Here is a 21984-nt window from a genome sequence, read left to right as displayed (position 1 = left end):
ATGACGGGGCGGACCATACATTTTTATAGGTGATCCCGCGCCGATCGAGGAAATACCAGATCGTCGAAGGCACCACGTGTCAGCGCCGGTTTAAAAAGGGGCCAGTCAGGTTCCATAAAAAGCCTCGCATGGGAGGCCGGTTTCTTGCGCCTCGTCGGGTGTCTGGCCGGAGCGAAGCGGAGGCCAGACACCCGGTGAGGTGCTGGCGGTTTTTCTGATCCTATTTCATGTGACGCCTCCGTTTTCCGGGATGGATCGCTTCTGGCGCTTGCGGCTCGTGGCGAGCCGGAAGCTGTCGCCGTTCAGTTCGAGGATGTGGACATGGTGCGTCAGCCGGTCGAGGAGCGCGCCGGTGAGGCGCTCTGAGCCGAACACGCTGGTCCATTCGTCGAACGGCAGGTTGCTGGTGATCAGCGTGCTGCCACGTTCGTATCGTTGGCTGAGAACCTCGAACAACAGCTCGGCGCCGACTGCGGTGAACGGCACGTAGCCAAGTTCGTCGATGATCAGGAGTTTGACGCTGGCGAGATGCTTTTGCGCGCGCCGGAGACGGCGCTCATCGCGCGCTTCCATGAGCTCATGGACGAGCGCGGCAGCGGTGGTGAACGCGACACTGTGTCCGCGCTGGCAGGCAGCGAGGCCGAGCGCCAAAGCGGTGTGCGTCTTGCCGGTTCCGGACGGCCCGAGCGCAATGACATTGCGGCGCTTCTCGATCCAGTCGCAGCGGGCCAGCTCGAGAACCAGCGCCTTGTTGAGCGAAGGCTGGGCGGCGAACTCGAACGTGTCTGGACCTGTCCCGGTTTGATTCCGGCCTTGATAGACGATTATCTATTATCAAGGAGACAGGATTATGGGTCAGAGACACGGCGAAGACTTCCAGCGTGAGGCGGTCCGGCTTTCGCTGAGCAGCGGACTTTCACGTAAGCAGGTTGCGGCAGATTTGGGCATCGGGCTTTCGACACTGGGCAAGTGGATTGCGACGCACCGAACCGAGGAGCGGTCAGATCTGCCATCGGCAGACCTTTTGAAGGAAGTCGAGCAACTGCGCCGAGAGAACCGCGTTCTGAAGGAGGAGCGGGATATCCTAAAAAAAGCGACGGCCTTCTTCGCAAGTCAGAAGTGAAGCGGTTCGCCTTCATTGATGCTTGGAAGAAGGTCTGGCCGATTGAGCAGATGTGCCGTGTGTTGAAGGTGACATCGCGGGGCTTTCGCGCCTGGCGGTCGCGTCCGATGGGCAAACGCCAGCGCAAGGACCTTGTGATCCTGGCGCATATCCGTGAGCAGCACAGTCTTGCGCTCGGTAGTTATGGCCGCCCGCGTATGACTGAAGAGCTAAAAGAACTTGGTCTTGCCGTGGGGCATCGGCGCGTTGGTCGGCTCATGAGGCAGAACGACATTCGTGTTGTGCGCACACGCAAGTTCAAGGCAACGACTGATAGTAATCATCAGTTCAACATAGCGCATAACCTGCTTGATCGAGATTTCTCTGCAAGCGCACCGAACCAGAAATGGGCCGGTGACATCTCTTACATCTGGACCCGCGAGGGATGGCTCTATCTGGCTGTCATTCTCGATCTATATTCCAGGAGGGTCATTGGTTGGGCGGTGAGCAACCGCATGAAGAAGGACCTCGCCATTCGTGCGCTTAACATGGCGATCAATTTGCGACAGCCTCCCCCCGGATGCATTCATCATACCGACAGGGGGAGCCAATATTGCAGTCATGACTATCAACAAATCCTGCGCAAGCAGGACTTTCACGCGTCGATGAGCGGGAAAGGAAATTGCTACGATAATGCAGCCGTCGAGACATTCTTCAAATCCCTGAAGGCTGAACTCATTTGGAGACACGACTGGAGCACACGCAGACAAACTGAGACCGCGCTCTTCCAGTACATCAACGGCTTCTACAACCCACGCCGACGGCAATCAGCCCTCGGATGGAAAAGCCCCTTGGCATTCGAACGAAAGGCAGCTTAACTGAGACTCAGGGTCGGAACAAAAGCGTGACAGGTCCATTTCCGCCCTCGGCCTATACGACACGCGGCGGTGTCGGCACGGTTGCCGCCGCTGAACGCGCCAAGTGGTTGATGGAAGAGGATGAGCCATCGGAGCCGGAAACGCAGGATGAAGAAGTTACCGCGTCCGCAAAAGACGAGGACGACAGCGGCGAAGCCCCCCATAGCGAAGCCGCCGAGGACGGGCGGATTGCAGCTTGAGTGCATGAACGAATGGCGCAGATGCGCCGTTCGTTTTTGTTCCCGATTGAAACGGCTGCGCGTTGGCGCTATAATTCAATCAACAAATTTGCGCTGTGGTGGTGGAGGTGAGCGCGTCCGGTGGCTTTTATGCCCAAGGAGGACGCCATGATACTTGCCATAGTTTTCGCGATTGTCGCGATTGCGCTGCTGTGCAAATTGACTTTTAATCTCATTATCTATGCGCTTCCGCTTTATGTGGGAGCAATTGCCGGTTTCGCGCTGCATTCTGGCGGAACCGGATGGTTGGCAAGCGCCGCTGCCGGAATTGCTGCCGCAATGGCCACGCTTGTTCTTGCATATTGGCTTTTGGCAGCGGCAAAATCGCCAATTGTGCAGGCGGTAATCGGTTTGGCCTTCGCGGCTCCCGCCGCTTTTGCCGCCTATCATCTGGTGCATGGTATTGTTGCATCGTCCATGCCATCGGCGATCTGGACCGTGGCTGTGTCAGCTATTGGCGCGGGCGTTTTCGGCATATTCGCCTGGACTCGCGCATTAAGCCTATCACCCACGCCTGCACCTAAACTGGCAAACATCGAATCCCTTCCTTGACAAAGTAAGGATTATTCCTTACATATCGCGCTCGAAAGGAATTCAGCATGGGCGTTGAACTGGAAAAAATCAGCACGATCACGGCCAAGGGGCAGACGACGATTCCCAAAGCGGTGCGTCAGGCACTGGGCGTCGATTTTGGCGGCCGCATTGCCTTTCATGTCGGCGATGGCGGTGTAACATTGTCCCGCGCTGACAACATTGACGATCCCGCCATCGATGCGTTTCTGGGTTTTCTGGCAAAAGACATCAAGCAGCATCCGCAAAAGATCAAGGCGCTTTCGCCCGATCTGGCAAAACGCATTGCCACGCTGACCGATGGCATATCGGTCAATCTCGATGACGAGATTGACGGCGATGTTGCGCTTTAGTCCGTTAGCGCCGCAGCGATGATAACCGTCAATGGCTGGACGCTCTATACCCATCCGCTTTTTCTGGAACAGCTGGAAAAGCTGACCAAGGCGGTAGAAAAGGCGAAAAAGAAAAATCCGAAAGATTATCAAAAATCCGCCAACGCCAAATTGCTCGCCGCCATCCGAAAACTGGCATTTGAGGATATACCGGTCGATCCGGCACGTCCCGAATACCGACAAGGCGGCACCTTGGGCGCGAAACGCAAGCACTGGTTCCGCGCCAAATTTGCCAGTGGGCGGTTTCGATTATTTTTCCGTTACAGCAGCAGCGCAAAAATCATTGTCTATGCGTGGGTCAATGACCAGAATACATTGCGAACCTATGGCTCGAAAAGCGATGCCTATGCGGTATTCACAAAAATGCTGGACAAGGACAATCCACCCGACGATTGGGATGCGCTGATGGCGGCTAGCGTCGATCTGCCAGAATCGTGATTTCCCGCGATAGTCCCACCCGAATGGTTCGGGCAGGGCAATTGCATTGACTGGCCGCTAACTAAAACGTGCATGACCTTCGTATATATTGTCAGCCATCTTCATCGGCGAACTGCCAAAATGATGGGATTGGGATGGCGGCTGGGCTGATCCGTTGAATGGCTCGGCCAGTTCATAATCATGGCGGCAGCGCCAATTTTTTCGCGGTAAAAACGGGCAGGGCGGGATATTCATCTCGCGCAAATTAGGATATCAACTGCGTTGTGGTCCGAAGTCATTCCCACATATTTAGCCGTTAGAGCGCGTTCGGACTTTGCCCGGACAGCGATATTTGCCAGCCGTCGTGCTGGGTTTGGAGCACCATCTGTTCGAGGAGGCGCTGGAGATCGTCAAGGAAGACTCAGGATACCGAAACGATGTCGAGATGACAGAGGCAGATTGGCGCGGCATTGTCACACAGTACAAGGGCATCGTCGAAGTCGAACTGGGCCGCGCATTCCCGCAGGACGTTAGCGAGCAACTCTGGGATGCGATCCGTGCAGTGTTCGATTCATGGGATTCGGACCGTGCCAAGGTCTATCGCCGTCTCAACGACATTCCCGGCGACTGGGGCACAGCTGTCAACGTCCAGGCCATGGTCTTCGGCAACATGGGCGTTACCTCGGCCACCGGTGTTGCCTTCACCCGCGATCCAGCGACCGGCGAGAAGGCTTATTACGGCGAATGGCTGGTAAATGCCCAGGGCGAGGATGTCGTCGCCGGCATCCGCACTCCGCAGTACCTGACGTTAGCTGCCCGCAAACGAGCGGGCGCCAAACCGCTTTCGATGGAAGAGGCAATGCCAGCCAGCTATGGTGAACTAGCTGCGGTGTTCGAGCTTCTTGAGAAGCACTACAGCGATATGCAGGATATTGAGTTCACCGTGGAACGCGGTAAGCTGTGGATGCTGCAGACCCGTTCCGGCAAGCGCACCGCCAAGGCTGCACTCAAGATGGCGGTCGACATGGTCGAGGAAGGCCTGATCGACGAAACTACTGCGATTCGCCGCGTCGATCCAATGGCACTCGATCAGCTGCTGCATCCGACGCTCGATCCCAAGGCACCGCGCGACTTCCTCGGCCGCGGTCTGCCTGCGTCGCCAGGCGCTGCTTCGGGCACGATCGTGCTCGATGCCGACACTGCAGAGAAGCGCGCCGAACTGGGCGAAGCGGTGATTCTCGTCCGCGTCGAAACAAGTCCCGAGGATATCCACGGCATGCATGCAGCCAAGGGAATACTCACTGCGCGCGGTGGCATGACCAGTCACGCCGCCGTGGTGGCGCGTGGAATGGGTCGTCCGTGCGTGTCGGGAGCCTCGGGCCTCTCAATCGACATGAAAACCCGTACGCTGAGGATGGGTACCCGCGAGCTGAAAGAGGGTGACCTGATCACTCTAGACGGTGCGACTGGCGAAATCATGGCCGGCATGGTGTCAACCGTGCAGCCGGAGCTGGCAGGCGATTTCGCGACCTTGATGGAATGGGCCGACAGGTATCGGTGCATGAAAGTGCGTGCCAATGCTGAAACCCCCGCAGACTGCCGCATGGCGCGCGAGTTTGGTGCCGAGGGCATTGGTCTTTGTCGCACGGAGCACATGTTCTTTGAAGCTGGGCGGATTTCTTCCGTTCGCCAGATGATCCTGGCCCAGGACGAAGCAGGTCGCCGCGCCACTCTGGAAAAGCTGTTGCCTGAACAGCGCGCTGACTTCGCTGCGATCTTCACGGTCATGGCCGGCCTACCGGTCACGATCCGCTTGCTCGACCCGCCGTTACATGAATTCCTGCCGAACCGCGACGCCGAGTTTGCTGCATTGTCTGACACCATCGGCATCGGCGTCGACACGCTCAAGCGGCGAGCGGATGAACTGCACGAGATGAACCCAATGCTGGGTCACCGGGGCTGCCGCCTCGGTATTACCTATCCCGAGATCTACGAGATGCAGGCCCGTGCCATTTTCGAGGCAGCCTGCGACGTGGCCGAAGAATCTGGCGACGCACCGGTGCCCGAGGTGATGATCCCACTGGTGGCCACGAAGAAGGAACTCGCGATCCTGAAGAAGCTCGTCGATGAAACGGCGGCGAAGGTTTTCGCAGAAAAATGCCGGACGCTCGACTATCTGGTCGGGACAATGATTGAGTTGCCGCGAGCTGCCCTGATGGCCGGAGAGATTGCGGAGGAGGCAAAGTTCTTTTCGTTCGGTACCAACGATCTGACACAAACCACTCTTGGCGTCAGCCGGGACGATGCGGCAAGGTTCCTCAATCCATATGTCGAAAAGGGCATTTTCCTTCGCGACCCATTTGTTAGCCTCGATATTGAAGGTGTTGGCCAGCTCGTCGAACTTGCTGTTCAACGCGGCCGAGCGACACGTGCCGATATCAAGCTGGGCATCTGCGGAGAGCACGGCGGTGATCCGGCTTCGATCACATTCTGTGAAAAGATAGGGCTCGACTATGTTAGCCCTTCGCCGTTTCGCGTGCCGATTGCCCGTCTTGCGGCGGCGCAGGCAGCTTTGGAGAAATGAAGGCCAGGCTTTATGACGGCGGTGAATTTTCTTCCCGTCGGTCAAAAGCTCGGCGCACGCAAGATCAACATCGTGCCGTTTGCTTAGTGGGCAGCGATCCACTGCTCGCAGGCTGCTAAGAGATGCTCAATTATGTATCGCGTGTAACGGACCGACTCCAACCTCGTTGCAACAGAGTTGCGCTTGCCACCATCAGCGCAATCATGGCCGCTGCAATGATTGGCGCATCACTCTGTGCGCCAATTCTGCGAAACAGCAGCGCGGCCAGCAAGGCCCCGAGCGTCTGACCGATCAGCCGTGACATCGACAGCATTGCTGAAGCAGCGCCGGTACGGGAGTGCGGTACGTTTGCGATCATGCTGTGGTTGTTGGGTACCTGGAAAATTCCGAAGCCAATTCCGCAAAGCGCTGTCGCGGCGATTATCATAAACGCGGAAGCATTTGGTTGCAACAATGAAAGGAAAATTGCACCGCATGCGAGGATGATCAACCCCGATGCGCACAACCAATCCGACGAATTGCGATTGACCAGACGCCCGGAGACGAAAGCTGCGATCACGATACCGAGCGGCAGCGGCACCATGAAAAGCCCTATCGCTTCAGGCTTGAAGTGAAACCGTTGCTGCAGAATGAACGGGAAGGACAAGGTGATCAGTATCATGACAACATAGGCTGAGACCGACATTGCATAGGCTGCGCGAAGATAGCCTAGCTTCAGCAGATCAAGCGGCACCATCGAATCCTGACTGGAGGACGTGCGTTTACCGAGGAACCATAAAGCCGGGATAGCGACGCCGATTTCGAGTAACGTCCACCCAGAGGCGGAATTCTGGGCCAGATCGTTCAGGGTGAGGAAAATCGCCGCAAAACCCACACAGCACAAGATGGCCGAACTATAATCGAAAGGTTTCTTTACCGAGGCGTCCGGAGGGAGTGCCCAAATCCCGAGGGCAAGCGAAAGCAGGCCGAACGGAAGACCTACTGCAAAAATGGCGTGCCAACCTGCAATCGAAAGCACCAGTCCGCCGACTGCTGGTCCGGCGGCCGAAGCAATTGAAACGGCAATGGTATTGTAGCCAATTCCACGCGAGACCAATTCGGGAGGATAAATTGTCCGAACCAATGCCCCGCTGACCACCATTACTGCCGCAGCACCGATACCTTGCACGAAGCGCGCCAAAGCGAGAACAGGGAGGCTGCCTGCGCTGATACTGCCAAAGGCTGCAAGCATGAAGAGCATGAGGCCTGCTAAATAGACCTTCTTGTAGCCAAGGATTTCGGCAGCCTTCGCCATGGGCAAAAGTGCCATCACGATGGCGATCTGATAAGCGTTGATTGCCCATACCGACTTTGCTGCTGTTACATCCAGGCCTTTAGAGATGAAAGGCAAGGCAACGTTAGCAATCGATACGTCCATTATGGTAAGAAATATGGCACTCCAGATCGAGAATGCCGCCCAGAATCGACGAGGAACCGGAAGTCCGGTTCTAGGCTGGTAGCCGTCTGTAATGCTTGACGTCGGCCCTTGGGCCGCTCCATCGTTCGAACTCATGACGCAGGTACTTGGGGTTTATTGCCCATCCTGTCGCACTCCCCATACAAAATCACGGTCCGTTCGTGTCAACCGCCTAAAGTTTACCAAACATTAGGTCGGTGTCCGTTCGTCTTTTTCAAAACCTGCTGGTTGGATTGGCTCCAGCTGGACTGGCCGGTCCACTCTGTTGCCGGGATCGACCGCAGAGTGAGCGCAGTGCCATATTACATCTTGAGAATGGCCTTGATTGCGTTTCCGGAAACTTCCGTATCCTCGACGGCCTGATTGATCTGGTCGAAGTCGTAGAACGTGCAAAGCTTTTCGAACGGGAACAGACCAGCTTCACGCATCGCAATCAGTTGCGGGATAAAGACTTGTGGCGTGCTCGAACCTTCGACCACACCGCGCAATTTGCGGCCGAATAGCATATTGTTCATGTCGAGAGAGAATTCAGTCCCCAGCTTTGCCCCCCCGACTACAGCGGTTTCCCCCATGGTATGTGTACTGTCTACCGCGCTGCGCAGAACTTGAGGAATGGCGGTGGTATCTATCGCATAGTCCGCGCCGCCCCCCGTTAGGGCAATGATCGTTTCTTGGGCATTGGTGTTCGTGGCATCGATAATATCGGTTGCACCAAGCTCACGGGCCAGCTGTAGACGCGTGGGATTGCGATCGACGGCGATAATCTTGAGGCAACCGGAAGCCTTTGCCGCCATCACCGCGCTGAGACCAACCGACCCGACGCCGAAGATTGCGATCGACGAGCCCGGGGCAGGCTGCAATGCATTGAGCACGGTGCCCGCGCCGGTCTGAATTCCGCAGCCCAGTGGGCCGAGAAGCTCTATCGGCGCATCATCTGCGACCTTGATGCAGTTGTTTTCTGTTGCGATCGAGTAGGTCGCGAATGAAGACTGGCCGAAGAAGCACGCATTCACCTCTTCTCCGTTACGCCTGATCGGGGTCGAGCCATCGAGCCTGCGGCCCATGAAATTGAGCGGGAAAAGGCTCGGGCAATAGGCCTGATGCCCCTTCATGCATGATGGGCAAGTTCCGCAATAGCTGAATGATAACACCACCTTGTCGCCAGGCTTGACCGTGGTGACGCCGCGCCCGACCTTTTCGACAACGCCCGAACCTTCATGTCCTAGAACCGCGGGAAGCGGGGTCGGGTAATACTGGTCGCGGACCGTAAGATCGGTGTGACACATGCCCGCAGCCGCAATCTTGACGAGTACTTCACCGTCACGGGGCTCTTCAATATCTACGTTATCCAGGACAAATTTCCCGCCCTGGCTTTCGATGATCGCGGCATAGGCTTGCATATTAACTCTCCTTTTATTGCGCTCTCAAGCGCTCGATTAACAGAAAAAATACAGGTTCTTGTCTTGCGTTACCCTGGCATCAATGTTCAGTTTGCGACGGAACACCTGGAAGTCATCGCCGACCCGGCGCAGCTTATCCTCACGCCCCAGCGTGTGAACGGTCATTTCAAGTTGGCGGCGGTTGCGATAGACGACCACGTTTGAATAAACGTCGAACTCGCCATCGCCCGCATCGAAAGCTTCGACGTTGCTGACCATGTACCGGATCTTGGACGGCGGATCCTCCATCCATACGGTGCCGGAATAAAGCCGCTCTACGCGTTGCTTGAGCTCGCCGTAATCGTCATTATAGATCGCTGCATCGTGGGGAGTGGGGTCGGGGCGTCGGTCCCGTATAAAGCGCTGTTCGTATATTGGCATCCAGTAATGGATGTCCTCAGCGACCATTTCCTTGAGCCATTCACGGTATTGCCCGGTCTGCCACAACCGGACTTCGGTGCGGTAATGCGCTTCGATGGCAAAATGCACATCTTGGGCCACTGAAATCTGCTTAACTGACATAAGTTCTCCGGTTTTCGGAACGTTTGGTGTAGAATTTTGTCTACTACTCGGCCGCTTCGATCTTGTCGGCCCAGTAATCGCGATTTGTGAAAACCGAATCCCAGTTGTCGTCATTTGCCTTCACCGCTGCCCAGTCGGGTGCGTCCAGCATTTCCTTCCAGAAACGATAGAAACCGCGATGGGATGTTTCCCCGATGAAACTGGACCCAACGATCCCCGGATAGACAGGGTGTGGTCCTTCAAAACCAACGCCCATGCTGGAATCCATTCGACCATCACGGGTTATGTTTCCGCGGTTGACATGGGTAGCCGAAGACATGTTCTCGCCATCGTCGCTTTCCAACGTTCCGGCCGTCCCAAAACTCCGGGTGGCTTCGCGCTGGATCATGCTCTTCGTTGCAGCGTCGGCGTCACGCGGCACCATCGTGTAGGTCCACACTTCAATCTCGTGCGGACCACGCGGATGCCAGACCTTGAACGTATTGGTTCCGTAAAGGAACGAGCAGCTCGGGAAGATCGAGCAGTTCCAGTGGCCAACATAAAGTTCTTCACGCTCCGGTCCGAACTTTCGGCCAACTTCAGCGCGGGTGTCGGCAAGGTATTTTGCCCAGCCATCGCGCTTGACGTGGATCGCCGCGGCGGCGTTGTTGATCACTCCGAAGCCGTGCCCGTGCCGGGTCGTGAACTGAAAGCCGAGTTCTTCGAAGGGCATGTCCGCCCGGTTCCCGGCCAGACCGGCAAGTTCGCCGCCGATCTGGCCCAAGGCGCCGGCGTGGGTCCAGCCGACATGGTAGCCATCGCCGACGAAATTCTCAGTCGGCACCTTCCAATTGCAGGCCAGAATACTTTTCATCGGCGGGCCCAGCAGCTCCAGCCCGCCTCCGGCACCTTCCCAGATCGTATCGAGGTACCAACGGAATTCGCCCAGATATTCCTCCAGACTTGGCGCGTCGGCATCGCCGCAGCCGAAAATGAAGCCTTTGTACGTCTCTACCCGAACGTGCTTGGCGCCCAGCTTCGCCTTGTCGAGCTGGCCATGATAGCACCGCGTTTCGAGCGGGACATCGACCAGACGGCCGTCCTGACCGTAAACCCAGCCGTGGTAGTTGCAGACGAACGCCTTGGCATTGCCGCTGTCGGCATGGCAAATCTGGTTGCCCCGGTGCGTGCACGAATTGATGAACGCCCGGAATGACCCATCTTGCTGATGCGACAGAATGACCTTGTCTTCAGCCATATAGGTGGTGATAAAATCACCGGGCTTGGGGAGGAGTGACTCGTGACCAAGAAACAACCACGAACGCCCAAAAACCCTTTCAAGTTCGAGGTTGTAAACATCTTTGTCCCAGAAAATTTCACGCGATTGACTCGATTCGACATTGTCGACGAGGTGGGCATCTTCGGTCATAATTCCCTCCGTAAAGCTCATTTGGCTTGCACCAGTCAGGTCCAGCCATTATAGGCAACGCGATGCACCATCTGCGAAAAATGAGTGTTCAGCAAGCATCTTTTGTTCAACGAGGTGCAGTTTTTTGAGCGCCTTTGTCCGACATCTCGCCGGTTGGCGCAGTGTTGGGCCAGCGATCTGGGCCTCGCCCACCTTGCTGCTTTGTGTTGCATCTTTATGCTGGGCTCTGAACCCTATTATCGGCCGTGCGGTGCGCGACCTGGTGTCTCCTTCGTCGCTTGCATTCTGGCGGTGGGCGGTCGCCTTTTTGTGTGTGCTGCCGTTCGCTTGGCGACATCTCAAAGCCGACCGCCAGACCCTTCGCGATTCCTGGCTGTTTCTCACTTTGCTCGGCTTCTTCGGCGTGGGGTTCTTCAGCTATATCGTCTATTGCGGCCTGCAATATACCACCGCCACTAACAGCCTACTGTTGCAATCCATCATGCCTATACTGACATTGGTTATGCCGGCGGTTCTATTCGGTGAACGACTTCGGCCTGTTCTTGCTCTAAGTGCCGTACTGTCGTTTGCGGGGATCATGTGGATCGTAACCAAGGGACATCCCCTCGATCTGCGGGGTAGCGCATTAAATATCGGGGACGTGCTTTCCGTCACGGGCGTATTCCTCTACTCGGTCTATGCCACATTCCTTCGCAAAGTTCCGGCCTTACACCCCCTTACCCTGCTTGCCGCGCTTTTCGCGATCGGCATGGGATCGATGGCAGTGCCCTACGCCGCTAATCTTGCAAGCAACGGTCCGTCGATGCCGCCGGTCGAAGTGGTGGCGGCAATCCTTTATGTCGGAGTTTTTCCGTCGCTCGTCGCCTATGGCCTTTTCAATCGCGCGGTGGTGCTTATCGGCTCGGCCCGTTCCGGGATATATATGAACTTGCCGCCGGTTTTTGGGGTGGCCCTCGCAGTACCACTCCTTGGCGAAAAGCTTGCTCTTTATCATTTGGTCGGTGCCGTCATAATCATCATCGCGATCGCCATTTCACGCGAGCGGCGCGCCGGTACCGTTGATGGAGCAAACCAGGAAGTTTGAAGCTATGATCGCAGGAGAGTACCCTCAGAGGGATCGGGATCGCGGCCAACCCTCAAAATTTTCGGGTACAGGCTGCGGCAGCGACCAAATCGTTCGCAGAACCCCGACTTATTGGTGACGAACCCAAAGGGTGTGGTTGCGACGGGCTACTCAACACTTGCCACAACCGGCTGGCACTGCCTGCCCTCGCAGTGGCTTTGCCGTACCAGAAGGTCCCATGCACATAGATGATGAGAAACCGAATGTCATGTTGACCGCCTCGTGGATGTTCTATGTTGTGGGGGCTATTACCTGCAGGCCGTTGGTCTATGATGCGTTCGAAGTTTCGTCAGATGGCATCGAGCAGGTCATCTTGCTGCAGCGCGACCGGCCGATCTGCGAGGACGATCCGAAACTCAAACCGAAAGAGTAATTAATTGGGCGGAACGCAAGGTGCTATCGATCAGGCCCAGAAATCGGAAATGCGGTCGGGTATCGCCTATGCAACTATCGCCTATTTGATCTATGGGGCCTGCCGATCTACATGAAGCAGTTGCAGGCGATCCCTACGGGGTAGATTATGGCACATCGCGTAATCTGGTCGGTTGTTTTGCTGGCGATTATCGTAAGTCTTCTCCGGCGCTGGGATACGCTTCGCCAGACAATTAGTCTGCGATCGGTCGGCCTTTTCGCCGTGACGGCTTTGCTAATCGGCACCAACTGGTTGGTATATATCTGGGCCGTCCTGCAAAATCACGTGCTCGAAACCAGCCTGGGGTTCTTCGTCACACCCCTAATGACCGTTTTACTCGGTGTGGTGGGCCTGGGCGAACGATTGAACCGGCTCCAAGCTATTGCGGTAGGACTTGCCGCGCTGGGGGTTTTGGTGTTCGCGATCGGGAAGGGCGGAAGCTTGTGGATTGCGATGGCTCTAGCGGCAACCTTTAGCACGGCGGGCCTGATCCGTAAAATTGTGCCATTGGACCCGCTCTGCGGGCTCCTGATTGAAACATCTCTCCTGGCTCCGATGGCGATAGCCTGGCTTTGGCTGACTTCTTATCACGGGCAGCCGGTTTTCGGCACCGACGCAGTCGACAACGTTTTTCTTGTTTTAACGGGGGTTGTGACGGCCGTCCCGTTGTTGCTCTTTTCGATCGCCGTCAAGAAGATGCCGTACTCGCTTGCAGGACAATTCCAATACATCGGCCCTTCGCTCCAGTTCCTGCAGGCGGTTCTGCTATTCCAAGAGCCTTTCGGACTGTTTCACGTGTTCACGTTCGGATGCATCTGGGTTGGCTTGGCCTTTTTCATTTTCGACGCTTTGCGTGGACGGCGCGGATTGGGGGTCTGATAGAAAAGAAAGGGCACGGGAAAAAATTTCGTCACCGATGCACTCCTGCATAAAGCCGTTGTGAAACCCGAAAAAGGAGAGCGGACAGATTTGACACCGCCCGCTCTGGAAATTCAACTGGATTGATCAATCGCGCTTAGAACTGATCGGCGATCATGGTCGCCTGATCGAGCGAAGGGCTGTGAAGCTATCGCTTCGCAGCATATTTGGACCGCCAGTGTCAGAACCGAACCTCGAACGAAACACCCACCTTGCGCGGCTGTTCGTAGAATCCATCTGTACTGAAACCGCCCGGCCGAATTGTCTGCAGAACCTTTTCATTGGTCAGATTGGTCACCCATAAGCTTGCCTTCCAGGCTCCGCTGTCGGGGGTCCAGAAAACCGAGGCATTTGTCAGCTTGTAGGAAGGTTGCGAGAAATTGTTCAGGAAGTCATAATATACACGCGAACTCCATGAAAGGTTTGCGCCTGCTCCGAAAGTCCCTCCGCCCAAGGCAGTGGTATAATCCGCTCCAAGGTTGCCCGACCACTTCGGCGCGCGAGTCAGTACTTGGCCCGAGGCATCGACGGTGACAACGGTGTTGCCGCCAGTCGGTCGCGGAATGAAGCCCTGGGCTGCGGTGAAATCCTGATACCGGGCATGTATGTAGGCGACGGCGGCACGTAGCCGTTCGGGGATGGGATCGTCCGCGAGCGCAAATGTTGGTGGCTTCATCTTTGGGCGCTCAACCCAGTTGATGGGCGAGCCGCACGACAAGAGATTTTGCCTGCCTCGTCAGCCCTTTGGCGCAGGAGCATCGCATTTGGTGGCCACACGCATTTCGAAATAAATTACATGACACGTGATTTGACGGCCATCGATGGATCTGGGCACTAGCTTTGCATGACTGGCCATTTTGGCCTCATCGTCAATTCGACAACAAGGGCGACGGGCAATCGCACGGTTGCTCCGGAATTATTGTAAATCGAACCCGATTTCTTCTGGAACCCCGGGCGCAGGTCGGTCTGATACCATACGGACACCGTCGATGACGATCGGGCTGGCCACTCCGGGACGTCCTGCACGTTCAATCGCCATGCCGCGCGCAATGACTTGCGGGTTGGCGAATACCTGGTCCAGCTCGTTGATCGGGCCGGCCGAAATTCCTGCATTTTCGAGTTGCTCGAAGAGCTCGTCCCGGTTCCATTGTATCGTTATCTCTTCGATGGCCTTGATCAACTCTACCCGATTGCGAATCCGCTCGGGATTGGTGCTGAAGCGTTCGTCCCGGTCGAGCGCAATATTCAGCACGCGGCAAAGGGCGGCGAACTGGCCGTCGTTGCCAACCGCGATGATCAGATCTCCATCGCGGGTCGGGAAGGCCTGATAGGGTGCCAGATTGGCATGGCCGTTGCCGACCCGGCGCGGCACCACCCCTGAGGTCATCCAGTTCAGCGCCTGATTGCCCATCACACTAACCTGGGTATCGAGCAGCGCCATGTCGATATGTGCACCGACATCTGTTTCACGCCGGTGGTTGAGCGCTGCCAGCACTGCCACCGCGCTGTAGACCCCGGTAAACAGGTCGGCAGCCGCAATGCCGGCCTTTTGCGGTTCGCGCTGCGGTTCCCCAGTCATCGACATAAGTCCGCCCATGGCTTGCGCGATATAGTCGTATCCGGGACGGTGAGCATAAGGCCCGGTCTGTCCGAAGCCGGTGATCGAGCAGGTGATAAGGCGCGGGTTGATCCGCGATAAGGCCGCATGGTCAAGCCCGTATTTGGTTAGTCCACCCACCTTGTAGTTCTCGATCATGATGTCGGCGTTTGCCGCAAGACTGCGAACGATATCCTGACCTGCTGGCGTCGCGATATCGAGCGCGATGGACCGCTTTCCCCGGTTGGCCGAATGATAATAAGCCGCGCCCAGGTTTTCGCCCGTATCCGACATGACAAAAGGCGGGCCCCAGTGGCGGGTGTCGTCGCCACTGCCGGGGCGCTCTATCTTGATAACTTCGGCACCGAGATCGGCCAGCAATTGCCCGCACCATGGCCCGGCCAGGATTCGCGCAAGTTCGAGAACCTTGATACCGCTCAGTGGCTTGGTCGATGCCTCCGTTTGCGCAGGCCCCCAGTCACACTGCGTCATTTTGTACCGTTACCCGCTGCATTGATGCGATTGTGCCAGTCCCGCGCCATTTCTCCCGCAGCCTTGGCGAGCGTAAAGGAATCTATGCCAACCGCGAGGAAGCGAGCACCTCCGTCCAGATATTGTTGCACCAGGCGTTCGTCCCGTGACAGGATACCGCAGGGGGTTCCAGTGGCGCGGATACGGGCGAGGGCCTCTCCCGTCACTTGGGCAAGCGCCGCTGCATTGGCGGGGCCGAGCAGACCGAGCGATGCCGCGAGGTCGGCAGGTCCGACAAACAGGGCATTGATGCCATCGACCGCGGCGATAGCCTCCAGATTGTCGAGCGCTTCGGCGGTCTCGATCTGGGCGATGATGCATAGGCGCTCGTTGGCTTCTGCCACGTAAGCGGGATAGCGACCCCAGCGTGCGGCGCGGGCGCCGCCGATACCGCGATCACCCGCCGGCGGATAGCGCGATGCCTTGACGATCGCCGCTGCCTGCTGTGCGGTATCTACCATCGGCACCATGATTGTCTGGGCACCAAGATCGAGAATCTGGCGGATCGTCACCGGATCGTGGCCCGGAACGCGCACGATTGCAGAACAGGCTGGAACGGTATCGACCGCGCGCAGCTGGTTGGCAATCCCGGGCAGGGTCTGGGCACCGTGTTCGCCATCGATCAGTACCCAGTCATAGCCCAGGCCAGAGCAAATTTCAGCGATGTCCGGACTGGCGAGCGCCAACCAGAACCCAAGCTGCGGCGGCCCGTCGCCGAGCCCGTCCTTGAAACGATTTTGCTTTGTTTTCATGGTCTTGCCCTTAGAAGAACCGGAAACCGATAGCGCCCAGCGGCCCGAAATCGGCGTTGAAAACGTCACCCCGCCGGACTTCCACGGGACGAGTGAATGACCCGCCCAGCACGATTTCGCCCGCCTCGAGTGTCTGGCCCCACGGAGACAGCCGGTTGGCCAGCCACGCCACACCGTTTGCCGGATTGTTGAGTACACCTGCTGCCACGCCCGTTTCCTCGATCACGCCGTTGCGGGTCAGTAGCGCACTGACCCAGCGCATATCGATCTTGTCAGGCCGCATCGGCAAGCCGCCGACGATGATCCCGGCATTGGCCGCATTGTCACTGATTGTGTCCTGCACCTTGCGGCGCGCGCCGGTTTCGGGATCGACAGGAAACGTGCGGCTGTCGATAATCTCGACCGCCGGTATCACATAGTCGGTCGCCCTGAGGACGTCAAAAATGGTCGTACCCGGCCCTTCGATCCGTTTGCCCAGCATGAAAGCAAGCTCAACCTCAACTTTGGGCGTGATGAACTGGTCGAAAGGCACGTCGCTCCCCTGCTCGAACACCATATCGTCGAGCAAAGTCCCGTAATCGGGTTCGGTAATCCCGGCAGATTGCTGCATTGCGCGCGAGGTCAAACCAATCTTGTGCCCAACGATTTTTCTCCCCGAAGCGAGCTTGAGATCGACCCATTTTTTGCTGATGCGGTAGCCATCAGCGATCGACATTTCCGGTCGGCGCGCGGTGAACTGGCGGATTTGCTGACGAGACTGCTCGGCCTGGTCGAGCTCGGCCGCAAACGCTGCTATATCTTCTTCGCTAAGGCCCGCCGCCGACTCTGCGAGTCCACCGCCATCCTGGTCCATAAATCGCTCCTCACTCATAGCCAATTTTGGAAGAATGCATTGCACAATTATGAACGGCCGTATATAGGCATGTCGCAAAGAGCTGGCCGGTCATGGCAGAAACATTTGGTTTACAGAGGAGAGACAGGATGCAAGGCGACACGAGCGTAAGGGAAGAGAAGATCACGGGGCGTGGGCTGACTTCGCACACATTGCTGGCAGGCGACCCAAGTAAACCGGCTATTTTGCTGCTTCACGGGGCAGGTCCTGGAGCACACGCCGGGTCCAACTGGTTGCATCTGATGCCAGATCTTGCAGAAAACTTCTTCGTGATCGCACCTGACCTGATCGGTTTCGGGCAGTCGGTCATTCCCGATCCTTGGCCCGACAACGTCATGGCGTGGATTGGCACACGTGTCGAACAGTGCTTTGGTCTTCTCGATGCGCTGGGGATCGAGAAAGCCCACGTCGTCGGCAATTCGATGGGAGGTGCGCTCACCCTGCAGATGATGAGCGAAGAGCCTGAGCGGCTTGACCGCGTGGTACTGATGGGCTCGATCGGCGCCCCTGGCCCGCGGACACCCGAACTTATCCGCCTGCTGTCGTTCTATGCCGACCCGCGGCCGTCGCGCTACCGCCAGCTGATGCACAGTTTCGCCTATGATGCTGACAAATTTGAAGGCATGGAAGAGATCGTTAACAACCGTTATAAGATAGCGACTGATCCCGAGATCATGAAGACTGCGGTCAAGATGATCGATTCGATGAAGCAGGGAATGGAAGGGCTGAACATGCCCCCGTCCATCCTGTGCAAGCTGCCTCATAAGGTGCTGATCTTCCACGGCAGGCAGGACCGCATCGTTCCTCTCGACACGAGCCTTTACCTGATCGAGCACCTGCAGCACGCCGAACTCTATGTGCTCGACCGCTCCGGCCATTGGTCGCAGCTTGAGCGTTGGGATGTCATGCGTCCGATGATGGAAATCCATTTCGGCGCGCGTAGTTTCTGATGCTTCCGGCATTCCTGCACTCGGTGCACTGGTAGGCGCAATGCTCTACGTCCATCTGCCTGCTCCGGTGTGGGAATGACCAAGCTGGATCAGACTGCCGCTTCTGCATTTTGGCAGTTCTCGCTGGATGTATACGCCAGGCCGCAAGTGGCTGAATTGTGCTTGGCCTTGCAGGATGAGCACAATTTCGATGTCAACGCGGTGCTTTTTTGCCTCTGGTCCGCACAGCGCTCAGCTGCGGCGCTCAATCAGTCTGAGATCGGCGAGGTTCTGCTCAGAATTGCACCGATTAATGAAAATCTGGTTCACCCGGTGCGAGGTGCCCGACGCTGGGTGCGTCGATACATCGACAAAGTAACGGACTCGGAGGAAGCACCCGAACTGACGGCGCTTTACGCAGCGTTGAAGGCAGTTGAGCTGAAATCAGAGGGTCAGGTCCAGTCGGCGTTAATCGATCTTTTGCGGCCAGCCTCCGTGGATCATCAAACCTCGCCGGAAAGCGCGGCACATGCAAGCCTCGAAATCTACCGCCGGGCGATTGCCGCTCACGAAGCGGCTACTATCTTGCTGACGCAGCTGGTCGTCAGGGCGTTCGCGCCCGATGCGGAGCCGAAGATTTCGCAGACCTGAAAAAGTCGAAACTTCCCTCGATCTCAAAGTCGTTATGTTCGGGCTGGCCGAAGGGCATTTCTCGATGAGGTCGTGCCTAAAAGTCGAATGCAGTTAGTCGAACGCGAGATCGGTACGTACGATCCGCGAGGGTAGCCTGAACGTCACATCGAATACTGATCGCCCTTCTACAACCCCTCGGAGATACAGGCGCGTGTACCTACCAAGCATTTGGGCCAAAAAGGGTTTAGGTAATCATTGCTCGTAGGTCATGCCGCTCTGGCGATCAAGCCAAGGTCCGCGCCGTACCAGATAGAGCGGGAAGGCAAAACAGGTACCAAGAATTGAAAAAAGGGCGAACGCAACGCCCGTGCGGGTTCCCAGACAAAATGCGCCGGGGTTCTGCAATGACCCAGCCTAGGAACACGCCCCAGATGTAACGGACGATTTTGTAGTGTTCCTAGTCGGCTTTATATTCGTTTCTGCTTGGCCGGTTTCCTGGATGATTGTCCTGAGGCGGGGTTCTTTTCTCTCGGTTGGTCAAGCGCCTGCTATCGCGGTAAGATCGCAGGACTAGGGTCCCTCAAGGATAAACGCCGTGCTGGAGGAAGCTGCAAGCCTCATGGGGGCCAGTTTCTGATATTCGTCGGACCGATACCAGTCCTGAGCCTGCTTGAGGGTTTCAAACCGGATTATGACCGCCCCGTTTGGAGGCGATCCTTCCAGTATTTCGGCCACGACCGGCCCGGCCATGAAAGAAACGCCCTGCTCCGCAAGGAGTTCTCTTGCCTGTTCCTTATACTGGTTCATCAGCGTCGGATCCGAAATCGCACCTGTCACAACTACGACGTAGGCAGCCATATTATTTTCTCCTTGTCAAAGGGGTTCGGCCGTATTGCCTGCTATGCTGTTTCTGATGATCGAAGCCAACTATGGCAATTGGACCTTGAAGGCGGACATGCCGTAGAGGTCATACATCTCCTGCCAAAAATTGGTTGCGTGAACTGGCGGAGGAGAGTATTTCATCCAATAGTTTGGGACTGCTACGCCTAAAATTGTGCTTGCTCCGGTTGATTATCTCGCTACTGCTTACGCCATCGCCCAGCGAGTAAAGGGCTCCTTAACACAGCCCCTTGCTTAAGCCGCGCTGATGCGCAGCAATGTTGCTCGACTCTTTTCCCAGTTTGGAGGAAAGCAGGTGAAATCACTGATTGCAGCCACAAATGTCAAATTGGATGATCATGGATTACGAGAAAAAAAAGGCAATTGAAACCTCGGTAAAAGGATCTGAGGAAAATTATAATCCAAGAAAATCAATCCAATCGGTCGAAATCGGGGTACGAGTTCTGTTGGCATTGGTGAAGACCGGTGAAGGGGAGGGGGCTTATCTGCGGGAAGTGGCAGACAATTCGGGTCTGTCTCGCAGCCAAGCCCATCGCTATTTGCTCTCTTATGTTAACACCGGAGTAGTCGCGCAAGACCAAAAGACCGGACAATATTCTTTGGGGAGCCTCATGGTACGCTTGGGTTTGGCGGCGATAGCACGACTCGACACTGTACGGATAGCAACCGAGCACTTGGATACTCTACTGGTGGAGATGAAAACTACAGGTTTGCTGTCCGTGTGGGGCGATTACGGGCCCACGGTCATTCGTTGGATCGATGGTGGAATGCCGCTGTTCACATCGCTGCACACGGGATCGGTCTTGCCATTGCAGACGTCATCGACCGGCATACTCTACCTAGCGCATTGTCCCCCTGAACAGACTAGGGAACGGATCGACAAGGAGCGTGCTGAAGGGATTGTCGTCGATGACGTCGAACTTGCCGCCCTGATTGACGAGGCCAGGCGGGTGGGTTTCACGCGGAGCTACGGGACCGTCGTGCCGGGCCTATCGGCGGCATCAGTGCCAGTCCTGGATTCGCAAGATCGCTTGGTCGCGACAATGAGCGTTCTATCCCGCTCAGAACAGAAAGCGTTTTTCAGCAAGGCCAAGATTGAGAGATTGATCGAAGTAGCGCACAGCGCAAGTAGGGCGATCGGCTGGCGGGGCTAGCCTCGATGGCTTAGGTCATTGGGCATGGGGCACATAATACAGGCAGTCGACCCAAAAAAGGAAAGGAAAAGACAGCCGGTTGGTTCAAAACCGCATCGCGGGACATAGCATCCACGCGGGCCAACCTTCGATGAAAATCAACATCCTGACGACCGATATCGGCGGCACCATCACGACCGATGGCCTGACAAGGGCAATTCTGAGCAAATTTCCGCTTGGGCTCATACTAGAGCGTTTTGATCGCAACGAGAGTCGATTTGGGATTCCCAAATCGGTCGAAGTCTGATTCGATTCCTTCTGTCGGAGCGACTGGAGGAGGGTATGGGAAAGCCTTTGGATACGGATCTGCGCCGCCGCGTGGTTGCGGCGATCGAGGATGGTATGTCGACGGGTGCGGCGGCTGAGCGGTTTGCGGTCAGCAAATCCCTTATTTTTCTACTACTTAATTACAAATAGAATAGTAACCGTCCGGCGTTGACGCCCTTGACCTGATCAGGCTTTCCAGTTCCAGGGCAGCAGCTCATGGATTTGGGTGATCTTGTGGTCAGCGATCCGGGAAAGGACATCGCAGAGCCAGGCTTGTGGATCGACGTCATTGAGCCTGGCGGTCTCGATGAGAGTGTAGGCGATGGCAGCGGCATGTCCTCCGCCCTCGGAGCCTGCAAACAGCCAGTTTTTACGCCCGATAGCCAGGCCCCGCATGCCGCGCTCGGCGGCATTGTTGTCGATCTCCAGGTGGCCATTCGAGAGATAGACCTCGAGCCTTGGCATGCGTGTCAGGGCATAGCGGATGGCCTTTGCCAGGTCTGACTTGCCGGAGATCTTTGGCAGTTCAGATTGCAGCCAGCTGATCAGGTCATCGAACACCGGCCGGGCTTTTGCCTGGCGTATTTCAACACGTGTGTCTGGCGGCTGGCCGCGGGCTTCGGCTTCGACCGCGTAGAGCGCCGCAATGCGCGCCACCGCTTCGGTTGCAACAGCTGAACCGGTCGCCTTGGCGATGTCGAAGAACTTGCGTCTTATATGGGCCAGACAGGCGACTTCGGTGATCCTGCCGGACCGGTAAAGTTCTTCGAACCCTGCATAGCCATCGGCAT

General features: G+C 56.7%; 24 protein-coding genes and 1 pseudogene. 14 read left to right on the top strand and 11 right to left on the bottom strand.

Annotated features, from left to right (window positions below):
• Positions 1–225: 225 nt before the first annotated feature.
• A pseudogene (gene istB, locus HOC_RS18385) lies at positions 226–786 on the bottom strand (IS21-like element helper ATPase IstB); the annotation flags it as partial.
• 64 nt (positions 787–850) lie between these two features.
• Between istB and HOC_RS18375 the strand changes: the two are divergent.
• The 6 genes from HOC_RS18375 (at position 851) to ppdK (ending at position 6221) form a co-directional block, all read left to right on the top strand.
• Positions 851–1980, top strand: a protein-coding gene (locus tag HOC_RS18375; protein WP_119455238.1) for an IS3 family transposase whose coding sequence is annotated in 2 segments (ribosomal slippage) — positions 851–1097 and positions 1097–1980 — 1131 coding nt in all. Because the reading frame shifts where the segments join, the coding sequence is not laid out codon by codon here.
• 26 nt (positions 1981–2006) lie between these two features.
• Positions 2007–2219, top strand: a complete 213-nt coding sequence (locus HOC_RS18370; RefSeq protein ID WP_035541271.1) for a hypothetical protein — start codon at positions 2007–2009, stop codon at positions 2217–2219.
• A gap of 147 nt (positions 2220–2366) precedes the next feature.
• Positions 2367–2810: a hypothetical protein gene (locus HOC_RS18365; RefSeq protein ID WP_035541283.1), complete on the top strand. Its 444-nt coding sequence runs from the start codon at positions 2367–2369 to the stop codon at positions 2808–2810.
• 47 nt (positions 2811–2857) lie between these two features.
• The gene (locus HOC_RS18360) at positions 2858–3181 is read left to right on the top strand and encodes a type II toxin-antitoxin system PrlF family antitoxin (protein WP_035541269.1); all 324 of its coding nucleotides are present in this window, start codon (positions 2858–2860) and stop codon (positions 3179–3181) included.
• A gap of 18 nt (positions 3182–3199) precedes the next feature.
• Positions 3200–3658: a type II toxin-antitoxin system YhaV family toxin gene (locus tag HOC_RS18355; RefSeq protein WP_035541268.1), complete on the top strand. Its 459-nt coding sequence runs from the start codon at positions 3200–3202 to the stop codon at positions 3656–3658.
• A 331-nt stretch (positions 3659–3989) separates the two neighbouring features.
• Positions 3990–6221, top strand: coding sequence for a pyruvate, phosphate dikinase (gene ppdK / locus HOC_RS18350; protein WP_233349705.1), 2232 nt, complete (start codon positions 3990–3992; stop codon positions 6219–6221).
• 130 nt (positions 6222–6351) lie between these two features.
• Here ppdK and HOC_RS18345 read toward each other — a convergent pair whose 3' ends face one another.
• The 4 genes from HOC_RS18345 to HOC_RS18330 all read right to left on the bottom strand — a co-directional run bounded on the left by HOC_RS18345 (position 6352) and on the right by HOC_RS18330 (position 11046).
• Positions 6352–7773, bottom strand: a complete 1422-nt coding sequence (locus HOC_RS18345) for an MFS transporter (protein ID WP_084146446.1) — start codon at positions 7771–7773, stop codon at positions 6352–6354.
• Between the two features lie 206 nt (positions 7774–7979).
• Positions 7980–9077 (bottom strand): NAD(P)-dependent alcohol dehydrogenase, encoded by a 1098-nt coding sequence (locus HOC_RS18340; protein WP_035541264.1) that lies wholly within the window; start codon positions 9075–9077, stop codon positions 7980–7982.
• A gap of 36 nt (positions 9078–9113) precedes the next feature.
• Positions 9114–9638, bottom strand: coding sequence for an aromatic-ring-hydroxylating dioxygenase subunit beta (locus tag HOC_RS18335; RefSeq protein ID WP_035541263.1), 525 nt, complete (start codon positions 9636–9638; stop codon positions 9114–9116).
• A gap of 43 nt (positions 9639–9681) precedes the next feature.
• Positions 9682–11046, bottom strand: a complete 1365-nt coding sequence (locus HOC_RS18330) for an aromatic ring-hydroxylating oxygenase subunit alpha (RefSeq protein WP_035541261.1) — start codon at positions 11044–11046, stop codon at positions 9682–9684.
• Between the two features lie 124 nt (positions 11047–11170).
• Between HOC_RS18330 and HOC_RS18325 the strand changes: the two genes are divergently transcribed.
• The 3 genes from HOC_RS18325 (at position 11171) to rarD (ending at position 13460) form a co-directional block, all read left to right on the top strand.
• On the top strand, positions 11171–12130 hold the full coding sequence (locus HOC_RS18325; protein WP_051625084.1) for a DMT family transporter: 960 nt from the start codon (positions 11171–11173) through the stop codon (positions 12128–12130).
• A gap of 217 nt (positions 12131–12347) precedes the next feature.
• Positions 12348–12542 (top strand): hypothetical protein, encoded by a 195-nt coding sequence (locus HOC_RS22255; protein ID WP_119455237.1) that lies wholly within the window; start codon positions 12348–12350, stop codon positions 12540–12542.
• Between the two features lie 147 nt (positions 12543–12689).
• On the top strand, positions 12690–13460 hold the full coding sequence (rarD, locus tag HOC_RS18320; RefSeq protein ID WP_206741607.1) for an EamA family transporter RarD: 771 nt from the start codon (positions 12690–12692) through the stop codon (positions 13458–13460).
• Positions 13461–13680: 220 nt separating this feature from the next.
• On the opposite strand, the gene HOC_RS18315 is transcribed toward rarD, so the two are convergent.
• From HOC_RS18315 to hpaH, 4 genes are all read right to left on the bottom strand, one after another.
• Positions 13681–14175 carry a TonB-dependent receptor domain-containing protein gene (locus HOC_RS18315; protein WP_035541259.1) on the bottom strand — a complete coding sequence of 165 codons (495 nt, stop codon included), beginning with the start codon at positions 14173–14175 and terminating at the stop codon, positions 13681–13683.
• 240 nt (positions 14176–14415) lie between these two features.
• Complete coding sequence (locus tag HOC_RS18310) at positions 14416–15588, bottom strand: CaiB/BaiF CoA transferase family protein (RefSeq protein WP_045694623.1); 1173 nt, start codon at positions 15586–15588, stop codon at positions 14416–14418.
• Positions 15585–16379: an HpcH/HpaI aldolase family protein gene (locus HOC_RS18305; RefSeq protein ID WP_035541257.1), complete on the bottom strand. Its 795-nt coding sequence runs from the start codon at positions 16377–16379 to the stop codon at positions 15585–15587. Before HOC_RS18305 ends, HOC_RS18310 begins: the two co-directional genes overlap by 4 nt.
• 10 nt (positions 16380–16389) lie before the next feature.
• A complete protein-coding gene (hpaH, locus tag HOC_RS18300) occupies positions 16390–17232 on the bottom strand; it encodes a 2-oxo-hept-4-ene-1,7-dioate hydratase (protein ID WP_045694622.1) in 843 nt (280 codons plus the stop codon).
• A gap of 128 nt (positions 17233–17360) precedes the next feature.
• Here hpaH and HOC_RS18295 point away from each other — a divergent pair, with 128 nt between their 5' ends.
• Positions 17361–18221 (top strand): alpha/beta fold hydrolase, encoded by an 861-nt coding sequence (locus HOC_RS18295; protein WP_035541255.1) that lies wholly within the window; start codon positions 17361–17363, stop codon positions 18219–18221.
• A gap of 75 nt (positions 18222–18296) precedes the next feature.
• Complete coding sequence (locus HOC_RS18290) at positions 18297–18851, top strand: TIGR02444 family protein (protein ID WP_051625083.1); 555 nt, start codon at positions 18297–18299, stop codon at positions 18849–18851.
• 552 nt (positions 18852–19403) lie between these two features.
• Here HOC_RS18290 and HOC_RS18285 read toward each other — a convergent pair.
• Positions 19404–19691: a DUF1330 domain-containing protein gene (locus HOC_RS18285; protein WP_035541254.1), complete on the bottom strand. Its 288-nt coding sequence runs from the start codon at positions 19689–19691 to the stop codon at positions 19404–19406.
• 380 nt (positions 19692–20071) lie between these two features.
• Here HOC_RS18285 and HOC_RS18280 point away from each other — a divergent pair, with 380 nt between their 5' ends.
• The 3 genes from HOC_RS18280 to HOC_RS22860 all read left to right on the top strand — a co-directional run bounded on the left by HOC_RS18280 (position 20072) and on the right by HOC_RS22860 (position 21343).
• Complete coding sequence (locus tag HOC_RS18280) at positions 20072–20887, top strand: IclR family transcriptional regulator (protein WP_051625086.1); 816 nt, start codon at positions 20072–20074, stop codon at positions 20885–20887.
• A gap of 130 nt (positions 20888–21017) precedes the next feature.
• Positions 21018–21173, top strand: coding sequence for a hypothetical protein (locus HOC_RS22250; RefSeq protein WP_156950542.1), 156 nt, complete (start codon positions 21018–21020; stop codon positions 21171–21173).
• Between the two features lie 35 nt (positions 21174–21208).
• Positions 21209–21343: a hypothetical protein gene (locus tag HOC_RS22860; RefSeq protein WP_267896851.1), complete on the top strand. Its 135-nt coding sequence runs from the start codon at positions 21209–21211 to the stop codon at positions 21341–21343.
• Between the two features lie 36 nt (positions 21344–21379).
• Here the strand turns inward: HOC_RS22860 and tnpC are convergent.
• On the bottom strand, positions 21380–21984 hold a 605-nt coding region (gene tnpC / locus HOC_RS18275; RefSeq protein WP_035541253.1), incomplete at its 5' end, for an IS66 family transposase.

This window comes from Hyphomonas oceanitis SCH89 (assembly GCF_000685295.1).
In the GTDB taxonomy this organism is placed as follows: domain Bacteria; phylum Pseudomonadota; class Alphaproteobacteria; order Caulobacterales; family Hyphomonadaceae; genus Hyphomonas; species Hyphomonas oceanitis.
The sequence above is the reverse complement of the archived record's forward strand: the minus strand, read 5'-3'. Positions and strand labels throughout refer to the sequence as shown.